5 protein-coding genes are annotated in these 5,045 nt (G+C 60.8%); 4 read left to right on the top strand and 1 reads right to left on the bottom strand.

Going from position 1 to position 5,045, the window contains the following annotated elements; all coding sequences use genetic code 11:
- Together Q0288_RS08560 and Q0288_RS08555 are read left to right on the top strand one after the other, a co-directional pair.
- On the top strand, nt 1-1,624 hold a 1,624-nt coding region (locus tag Q0288_RS08560), incomplete at its 5' end, for an ABC transporter ATP-binding protein (protein WP_299429475.1).
- A gap of 147 nt (nt 1,625-1,771) precedes the next feature.
- Nucleotides 1,772-2,434, top strand: coding sequence for an RNA-binding protein (locus Q0288_RS08555; protein WP_299429474.1), 663 nt, complete (start codon nt 1,772-1,774; stop codon nt 2,432-2,434).
- A 294-nt stretch (nt 2,435-2,728) separates the two neighbouring features.
- Here Q0288_RS08555 and Q0288_RS08550 read toward each other — a convergent pair whose 3' ends face one another.
- Nucleotides 2,729-3,430, bottom strand: a complete 702-nt coding sequence (locus Q0288_RS08550; protein WP_299429473.1) for an alpha/beta fold hydrolase — start codon at nt 3,428-3,430, stop codon at nt 2,729-2,731.
- A 343-nt stretch (nt 3,431-3,773) separates the two neighbouring features.
- Between Q0288_RS08550 and Q0288_RS08545 the strand changes: the two genes are divergently transcribed.
- Nucleotides 3,774-4,559 (top strand): DUF4388 domain-containing protein, encoded by a 786-nt coding sequence (locus Q0288_RS08545; protein ID WP_299429472.1) that lies wholly within the window; start codon nt 3,774-3,776, stop codon nt 4,557-4,559.
- Nucleotides 4,560-4,572: 13 nt separating this feature from the next.
- Nucleotides 4,573-5,045: alanine:cation symporter family protein (locus Q0288_RS08540; RefSeq protein WP_299429471.1), on the top strand; the 473-nt coding region annotated here is incomplete at its 3' end.

Raw genomic sequence — 5,045 nt, 5'->3', positions numbered from 1 at the left:
GGCGGGGCTGGCGGTGTTGCCAGCCGTTGCCCAGGCCTGGTTACCTGGCCTGGTGGTCCGGCCGCTGTTCGATCAGGTACTGGCCGGCGAGTTTGGCCGCCTGGGCGAGGTTTTGTGGTCTGGGGCCGGTTTGCTGGCGGTGCTGGTGGTGAGCGGGTATGCGCTGGAAGCCTTTATTAGCTACCTTTCGGTCAAGATTCCGGCGGTCTGGCGGGAACGGGTGTTTGGGCGTTTGCTCGAGACCGACCTGATGGCTCTGCCGCCCTCATCCGGCGGACTGACCGGGCGGCTGGTAGCCGATTTGAAGGAGCTGGAGGGTTTTTTGTTTTACAGCCTGGGAGGGCTTCTGGTACAGGGGATTTTGCTGCTGGCGCTGCTATCCCAGCTTTTGCTCCACTATGCCCAGCTCACCTTGTATCTCCTGCTGGTATTGCCGTTTATGGCCCTGCTGCTGGGCTGGATTGGGGGCTGGGTAACCCACTACAGTCGGCGTACCCAGGCCGCTTTGGAGCGGTTGGCAGGCCGCATGGCCGAGGGTTTCGGACGCCTGGAACTGATTCGCGCCCTGAACCTGCAGGCATTTGCCAGGGCTCGTTTTCGCCACAGCAACCAGCAACAGTATCGGCTGGGGCGCACTCGCGCCCTGATTGCAGCCCTGAACCTGCCCCTGGGGCAGCTGACCACCACCTCGCTCCTGGGACTGTTACTCTTCCTGGGGGTGGGAGCGGTGCAGCGCGGAGAGATGACCCCAGGCGATCTGACCGCCTTCCTGACGTTGCTGGCGCTGGCGATTGCACCCCTGCAACTGCTGAGTCGTATCGGAACCGGGTTCGCCCAGGCCGAAGGGGCGGCGGCCCGTCTGGTCGAGCTGCTCGAGCTACCCGAGGCGCCTGGTATGGGCCCGCTTCAACCAGAGACCCTGGAGGGGGGTCTCGAGCTCCGCAATCTAAGCTTTGCCTATCCAGGCAGCGAAACCACCCTGCAAAACCTCAATTTATGCCTCGAGCCGGGTTCCTTTACCGCCATCGTGGGGGCTTCGGGTTCGGGCAAGAGCACCTTGCTGCGGCTGCTGCTGGGCCTCTACCGCCCCAGTAGCGGCCAGGTACTGCTGGACGGACGCGGGCTGCAAAGCTACGATGCCCGGTGGCTGCGGGCTAAAATGGCCTGGGTTCCGCAGGAACCGCTGCTATTTGCGGGAACCGTACAGGACAACCTGAGCGCACTGGCTCCCGCTGCCACCCCAGAGGCCATGCGGGAAGCCCTGGGTAGGGTAGGGCTGCGCTCGGAGATGGGGTTGCAAACCCTGTTGGAAGATGATGGGGGTGGGCTTTCGGTAGGGCAACGGCAGCGCCTGGCAATTGCGGCTGCGCTATTGCGCGATGCCAAAATTCTTTTGCTCGACGAGGTTACCAGCGCCCTGGATCGGGGCAGTGAAGCCCAGGTAGTAGCGGCCCTGGAAGCCATACGCCCAGGGCGCACGCTCATCGTGGTAGCCCACCGCCTTTCGACCGTGGAGCATGCCGACCAGATTGTGTTGATGGAGAATGGCCGGATTGTGGAGGTGGGAAGCCATTCCGAGCTGATGGATCTGGCTGGAACCTACGCGGGTTTGTGGAAGAGTTGAAAGCCCCTTGCTTGCGATCGGAGGGTTCGATACCTTTCTGGGCTTTCGGCCCGCAGCGGCTCCACTATCGAGTTGCCGCCGCATCCAGCTCAACCTATATTTGGGTGCCGCGCCCGGCGAAATTGTGGAATAGAAAGGAAGGATCTGATGCAGGAATACCTGAAAAAAGCTCGAGGGGGCCGGGTGGTACAGACTCCCTTTCTGGAAGCCGATGCGCTGGACGAGTTACGCCGTATGGCGAGACAGGAAGGAATCTGCCTCGAGACCTTTGGCGGCCTCCCGATGGCCTCGCGGCAGGTGGCAGTGCTGTTTCCAGACCACATCCCCGCCGTTGCCGATCCCACCCGGGTGGTTTTTCTGGCCTTTGAGGGCGACCTCGAGGCGCTGGAGGATCGACTGCGCTCGGCGGTGGAGCCGGGTTTGCTGGGTGACCTGGACGAGGTCAAAGAAGGTTTTTTGCTAGCCACGCTTTCCAGGGGACTCAAAACCCTGCAAGACGCAGGAATCCCTGCTAAGGAAGCCGCCCCCGAGCAGTTGCCCAGATCGCGCGAGCGTACCCGCAGTGTGGTGGTGCCCAGCCTGCGGGTGGATGTGGTGGGGGCCAAGGGTTTTGGGGTTTCGCGCACCTATTTTGCCCAGGGGATCAAGGCCGGCAAGGTTAAGTTGCATGGTAAAACCGTCTCCGCCAGGGATGAAATGGTCGAAGGCGACTACCTGCTGGCCGAAGGGCTGGGGAGTCTGGTGGTCAGAAAGGTACTGGGCCAGACCAAACGGGGCAATGTGAAGCTAGAAGTTGAAGTCCGCCGCTGATCTCGGGTTCGGGGCTTCCGATCCACTTCCTGTGGGCGGTTGAAGGTGGGAATCGGCGACCTGTGACAAGCCGATGAGCACCGAATCTGTGCATCGCTGGAACTCGCCTCCGTATTGCGCAGTTTAAGCGTATGGATCTCCGCTTCACTGGAGGGATCGTCTCCAAAACTGCTCTGAGAGCGGTTCTCGCGAATACGCGGTATAGCAAAAAATGCTAAACCGCGTACATTACGCCTCACCGCGTGAGGCGTAATGGTGGGAAACGCGATGAGTTCAGGAGCAGGCCAGCCGCTATCACAAATCTCCAGCAGCCAGCTTCCCCAGCAACCAGGCCACAGTATCGTCTGAGATTTGCTGGGCCAGGGGGTCGAGCAGCATGTCATGCTGGCTCTGGTAGACGCGGTACTCCTTCTGGGGGCTGCCCAACAAGGCAAAGTAGCGGCGTACATCGGCTTCTGGCACGGTGTCGTCGTGGGCGGCTTGCAGTACCAGCGCCGGGGCGGTGACCTTTGGCAACAGGGCTGGGAGACGTCTTTGTAGCTCGATCAACTGCACGATGGCAATGGTGGGGAAGTTGGGGTAATTGGGGCTTTGTTTGCGCCGCTGGGCCTCTTCGGCAGGGCTGGTGCTCTTGGCCCAGGGTTTGAGGCGGTGGATATAGGGGGCCAGGTATGCGGTTTTGTTAATCAGGCCCAGAGCAGGGGCCAGAGCTACGATAGCGCTGGGTTTAAGCTCCGCCGCCAACAGGCCCGTTAGCAGACCTCCCATCGAGAGTCCCACGATGGCCCGGGGTTCACCCAGCGAAAGATAGGCCTCCCGGGCGACCCGTACCCAGTCCTCCCAGCGCACATCGCGCAGGTCTTCGGGGCGGGTGCCGTGGCCGGGTAGGACTGGTTGTGCCAGAGTAAATCCAGCCTGGCGCAGCGTTTCGGGCAGCGGCCCCATGGTCAGGATGGGATGCGAAGTAAAACCGTGCAAAACCAGAACATTAGACATGGGCTATCCCCAGCTTATCGCACTCTTCACTCGCACCCCGCCCTGGGCAGGTGCTGTAGTTGAGTCTCTGGTTTTCAGCCTTTCCCGAAGTTTTGACTCCCGCTCTAAGCATGGCCAGGGCTCCAACGAGTTCAGCATGCACTGGGGTGCTGCGTCGTTGATGATCCCACCTGGCCTGCCGCTGCGCTGGTTTGACAAACCCAGTATGGAGCAGCTTAATCTTGTTCTGGTCGGAGGCTTGGCTTATTTGAACCAAACCGTTGAGCACGGTGCGGTTACAATGGCCTGGTCGTGCCCGATTGTATGAGCAGGAGCGAGTTTTGAAGCTACCGGAGGCCGGGACGTGCTAAGTGGAAACCTGGCGGAGTTTCCCCTTTTGCGACTCCTGGAGACCTTGATGGGAGCAGCCAGGGGTGGGGCTTTGTTCATCGAGCACCCCAGCTTTTTGGGTCGTGTCTATTTGTACGGGGGTTATCCGGTTCATGCCGAAGCGGGTTCGCTGCGGGGTCTGGAAGCCCTCGAGCTGCTGGCCGGCATCCAGTCGGCGCCGTTTCGCTTCAAGTCCGAGACCCAAACCCAGGAGCGAAGCATTGAGCCCAGCCTCGAGACCCACAACCTGATTCTGCATCAATTCGAGGCCTGGAAGGAGATCAGCCTGCCCGACAACTGGGGACTGATGCTCCAGACCCGCCCAGCCTCGAGCAAAACCCAGCTCAGCCCCCTGGAGGTGGGGGTACTCACCCTGGCCGAGGGCAAAACCCTGGTTCAGACTCTGATGAACAATCGGCTCTCGCCCCTCGAGACGGCTCAGGTGTTGAGCAGACTGTTGCGCCTGGGCCTGCTCGAGGCGCGGCTGCGCCTGGAAATCAAACCCGAACAACTGGTGGTACTCTCTTTGTACGGTGGAGGACAGGGGGTGGCTGTGATAGACGAAGATTTATATGCCCAGTGGCAGGTCTTGCTGGGTCGGGTGTTCTTGGTACGGGTGCGTACCAAAAAACTCGAGACCACCTTGCGCCCCGAGTCGCGCTCCAACATGCTGGGCCGCCTGGGGCTTTTTGAGCGTGATTTGCGCCAGCTGCGTCTCAGCCGGGGTATGCCGGTAGAGGCCTGGCCGGAAGCTGGGTAAACAAGGGCAAGCTATGGATATTCTTGCGTTCAACGATTTTGTCAATCGGGCCGTCTATGGCGAATGGATGATGCTGGTCTTTATCCTGGTGGGCTTGTATCTCTCCATCCGCACCGGCTTTCCCCAGTTCAGTCGCCTGGGCGTAGCGCTTCGTGAAACCCTGGGGGCCATTCGAGAGCGCTTCCTTAGCTTTGGAGGCCAGATCACGCCCTTTCAAGCCGCCATGGTAGCCATGTCGGCAACCATCGGAACCGGTCACATCATCGGAATGGTGGGGGCGGTCATTATCGGGGGGCCAGGGGCGGTATTGTGGATGTGGATAGCCTACCTGGTAGGCATGGCCACCAAGTTTGCCGAGGCTGTTCTGGCCGTTCATTACCGCCGTCAATACACCGATGGCTCGGTTCTCGGTGGGCCGATGGTCTATATCCGCTATGGGCTGGGCAAGCGACTGGCCTGGTTGGCCGCGTTATTTGCCCTCTTTAC

Origin of the sequence: uncultured Meiothermus sp. (assembly GCF_937863175.1) — a bacterium.
In the GTDB taxonomy this organism is placed as follows: domain Bacteria; phylum Deinococcota; class Deinococci; order Deinococcales; family Thermaceae; genus Meiothermus.
The sequence above is the reverse complement of the archived record's forward strand: the minus strand, read 5'-3'. Positions and strand labels throughout refer to the sequence as shown.

Bases quoted from the DNA above. Each gene is read 5' to 3' on its own strand.
- Q0288_RS08555 (WP_299429474.1), top strand. From the start codon at position 1,772: ATGCAGGAATACCTGAAAAAAGCTCGAGGGGGCCGGGTGGTACAGACT.
- Q0288_RS08550 (WP_299429473.1), bottom strand. From the start codon at position 3,430: ATGTCTAATGTTCTGGTTTTGCACGGTTTTACTTCGCATCCCATCCTG.